This window comes from Planotetraspora mira, from assembly GCF_016863275.1.
GTDB lineage: Bacteria > Actinomycetota > Actinomycetes > Streptosporangiales > Streptosporangiaceae > Planotetraspora > Planotetraspora mira.
Map to the genome: position 1 here is coordinate 1 of NZ_BOOO01000073.1, position 3,787 is coordinate 3,787.

Annotated in this window: 3 protein-coding genes; 2 read left to right on the forward strand and 1 reads right to left on the reverse strand. The window is 66.3% G+C overall.

Features of this window, described 5'->3' with window-relative positions:
• The first annotated feature begins 470 nt into the window (after positions 1–470).
• Entirely contained in the window at positions 471–1,055 is a 585-nt protein-coding gene (locus Pmi06nite_RS41440) for a hypothetical protein (protein ID WP_203958744.1), read from the forward strand.
• 557 nt (positions 1,056–1,612) lie between these two features.
• On the opposite strand, the gene Pmi06nite_RS41445 is transcribed toward Pmi06nite_RS41440, so the two are convergent.
• On the reverse strand, positions 1,613–2,329 hold the full coding sequence (locus Pmi06nite_RS41445; protein WP_203958745.1) for an SDR family NAD(P)-dependent oxidoreductase: 717 nt from the start codon (positions 2,327–2,329) through the stop codon (positions 1,613–1,615).
• A 187-nt stretch (positions 2,330–2,516) separates the two neighbouring features.
• On the opposite strand from Pmi06nite_RS41445, the gene Pmi06nite_RS41450 reads away from it, so the two are divergent.
• The gene (locus tag Pmi06nite_RS41450; RefSeq protein WP_203958746.1) at positions 2,517–3,122 is read left to right on the forward strand and encodes a TetR/AcrR family transcriptional regulator; all 606 of its coding nucleotides are present in this window, start codon (positions 2,517–2,519) and stop codon (positions 3,120–3,122) included.
• Positions 3,123–3,787: the final 665 nt, after the last annotated feature.

Below are 3,787 nucleotides of genomic sequence, written 5' to 3' on the forward strand. Positions count from 1 at the left end.
GGGTACTCCGGGGGTGTTCAGCGGGTTGAGTGGTACGCAGATGTTGAGCCTTGAGAGAGTGCCCTCAGGAACGGTTCGAGTCTCACCGCCGGCTAGTCCGGCTTCGGTGGGATCCAGGAAGAGCGCAGTGACATCCTCGCGGGTTCCAGACTGCGCTGAGTAGGCGACTGGGCTGGGCTTAGACGCTGGGGGACTGTCGACGGGGACAGCCCTCTCGGTGCTTGCTCCGCAGCCGGCCGCCAAGAGGCCGAACAGCCCGACAAACGCGGGGACCAGCGACTCATCTCAGCACTCCGCTCTCTGTACACCGGAGCGACTCTGAGGCAAAGGACTGAGTGTTTTCGCTGAGACTCTGCAACGTTGGATCTCTCTCGAGCGTTTCTTGCCAGACCTACGACTTGCCGCCCCGGGTGGGAGTTCCAGGCAGGATTTTCCGGGCAGCCCTAGCCCAGCGCGTCCAATTTGATCTCATGGTCGAAGCGGCCGGCGTGTTCCGCGATGAAGCAGCCGTCGACGAAGGCGGCTACGATGCGCGAACGGTGCCGACGGCGGCGACGTCACTGCCAAGGCGACCCCCGTCCGACCCTGCAAACTGCCTCATGTACCTTCACCCCGTGCATGATCCGAACCGTGGCGACCACCCGAAGGGCGGCGGCGCCGCTCGCGGCATCGGCTGCGCGGTCGTTCTCGTGCTTTTCGCGCTCATGTTCATCGTCGGACCCATCCGCGCGCTGGGGCCTGCGTTACAAGCCGCGAGGGGTGAAGGTACTCACGGCACCCTGGCGATCAAGGCGCGCTCCTGCAGCAAGAACGGATGTAGGTGGAGCGGTGACTTCGTCTCCACCGACAACCGACTCAAAGTCGCCGACGTTGAGACCGATGACCTCAAGCAGAAGACGCGGGTTGGCGAGCGTGTCGTGGTCATCTACGTCGAGGGGAAGGCATACGCCGAAGGCACGACCGCGTGGAAGACCGGCGTCCTGATCATCGTGGGTTTCAGCATCGTCGTCATCGGCGGGGTGATCTGGCTCTGGCGGTTCTCCCGCCGAGCATGAGTAGTACCGGGCATCCGACGACAATGGGCGAGCCCGGCGCGACCGCGCGCTACGGCGCCCGGGCCCTCATCGGCGGGAGGACTGGGCCCCGTGTTTCGGCTGCGGGGAGCCGGCAGGGTGGGTCTCGCGGGGATGAGGCGGGGCCGGTCCAGCTGCGTTCCTCTGCCGGCTCATGGCGGGCATTCCAGTTCGCTTCGACGCGGGCGCTACCGAGCGTCAGAACGTCGTCAACGCTGGCCGCGGTGAGAGCAGCTTGATGACATCTCCTTCCCGGAGGGGTCTGCGAGCTCGCCAGTCGCTGCAAGGTGTGGTTCAGCCCGGCAAGCAAAGATGAGCCACCACCGGTTCTGGCGCAGGGCCTGGGTCCAGGCATGGTCCTTCGCGATCCACCTCCGCAACCTCAACCTGCTCGGCCGCTACAGTTTCACCGCCTCTACGCCTACCGTCGGCGCCTTACGTCCCTTGCGTGATCTGGATGCGTCGGAGCTGGATGAGGACGACGGCGGCGCGTCAGAAGTTCACGAGGGCGCTGATCGGCTTGCGGCCGCCTCCATCACCTATACGGGGCGGGTATGGACGCCGATGCCGCCGGAGACGATCAGATTGTCGCCCGTTATGTAGCTGGCGCCGTCGGATGCGAGGAAGGCGACAGATTCGGCGATGTCGGCAGGGGCTCCGACGCGGCCGAGGGGAACGCCTTCGCCCCAGGAGGCGATCGTGTCCGGGGAGATGCCCATCTTGCTGTACGCGGGGGTGTTGATCAGGCCGGGGCTTACCGCGTTGACCCGGATGCGGCGTGGGGCGAGTTCGAGGGCCAGGGAGCGCACGAGAGGCAGCAGAGCTCCCTTGGCAGCGGTCATGGCGGCGCCGAGTCCCTCGCCGGCGCCGACGGTGAACACCACGGACGCGCCTTCGTTCAGCAGGGGGAGCGTCTTTTGAAGTGTGAAGAAGTTGCCCTTGACGTTGATGTTGAACAGGGCGTCGAAGGCGGCCTCGTCGGTGGACTCGATCGGGCCGGGACGAGAGATGCCCGCGTTGAGGTAGAGCAGGTCGAGGGAGCCCAGGTGCTCGCGCACCTGGTCCACGGCCTGGTCGATGTCGGTCAGGGAGCTGGCGTCGGCCTGGACAGCGATGACGTCTCCGGGAAGGCCGGCGTCATCGATGTCGCCGAGGCCGGTGACCATGACGCGATAGCCGCGCGAGTGGAGCAGTTCTGCGGTGGCCTTGCCGATCCCGCTGGTTCCGCCGGTGATGAGTGCAGTCTTTGCTGCCACGGTTGTTCTCCTTGCTGGTTGCGCGGGGGCGCCTCCAGCCCTGTCGCCGTGGGCGGAAAGGAACTGAGAGGCAAAGCGCCGTGCGGACGCCCGGTTTCCCGCCTTCCATGACAGTGTATGCCTGCATGGCAGAGACTGCCAAACCTCCTGCGGGTGCCAGATTGGCAGGCCAGGCTAAGCTGATGGCATGACGCAGGGCACACAAGGCAAAGGGGCGACTACGTCCACACTGTGGGATCGAACGCGGCAACTGGCCGCCCAAGAGATCCTCCAAACCGCGTTGCGCCTGTTCACGCAGCAGGGCTACGACGAGACGACCATCGCGCAGATCGCCCGCGAGGCTGGCGTCTCCCAGCGCACCCTCTTCCGTTACTTCGGCACCAAGGAAGACCTCATCGGCGGCAGCCAGGAGCGGTTCGTCACCCTCCTGACGGACACCGTCCGCAAGCAGCCCGTCGATGTCGGCGCCTGGGAGGCGTTGCGTGCCGCATTCAAGGCCGCGCTCTCCCTCCATGCAAGTCCCGAGCAGGCACTAGAGCGCTTCCGCCTGGTGCACCACACCGACTCGCTGCGCGCCGCCTATCTCGGGAAGCGCGTGCGCTGCCAGGAGGAGCTACTGCCACTGCTCGAAGCCAGACTGGCGCCCTCGGGGACGGACAGAAGGCAAGTCCGCGCCATCGTTGCGACAGCGTTCGCGTGCTTCGATGCCGCCACTGCGACGTGGCTCGAGGGCAACGGGCAGGGCGACATTCTTGACCTGTACGACCAGGGCCTGGCTGCGGTACGCAGCTAGCGTTCTCGCAAACGGTCCTTTGCCCGAGCAAGGTCAAGACCAGGCCGCCGAACCCTCGCCGATTCCTGATCGGTTCTCAGAACTCGCTCTCACTCAAAAGGGGTTCCGGCACCCTTCTGAGAATTGATCGTGAGAAAGTCCGGGGCCATGACGGACCTCCAAGGAGCCTCGCCCCGCGACGCGAACGACGTTGAGCGCCACCCTGCCCGCGCCGCGCCGTCCAGCCCTGCTCACCGTGCCGCTCGCGCGGCGACGCCAGCAGATACCACACCGGCCGGTTCACAGAGGTGCCCCGGCTCGCCAAGCTCCTGCGGGTGACGACTCCGGCCGGCCGGGGCCCGGCCGCGCAAGGGGGGCCCATCACGGTGTCCGTGACGGCGCCTCACGGCCACAGACCAACACCCGTGCGCCCCCCAACAGCAATTCCACGACCGCCCGTCACCGCCGATCCGAAACGCGCCCAGCGAACGCGTGCCCACGTGGAGCAGCTGTGGCAATGTGTCGGCGACGGCAGCGTCGTCATATTCATCAATGAGGGCCATGGTCATGTAACACGGCGCTCTCGGTCAGGTACTTCGACCAGCGCCGCCGCACCGGAGGGAAACATTCCACGGTCACCCGGCTCCTCAGCGGTGCCGAGCCTGTCGTCGGTGTCCCAGCGAAGC

Coding starts and splice junctions, on each gene's coding strand:
- Pmi06nite_RS41450 (WP_203958746.1), top strand. CDS start 2,517: ATGACGCAGGGCACACAAGGCAAAGGGGCGACTACGTCCACACTGTGG.
- Pmi06nite_RS41440 (WP_203958744.1), top strand. CDS start 471: ATGGTCGAAGCGGCCGGCGTGTTCCGCGATGAAGCAGCCGTCGACGAA.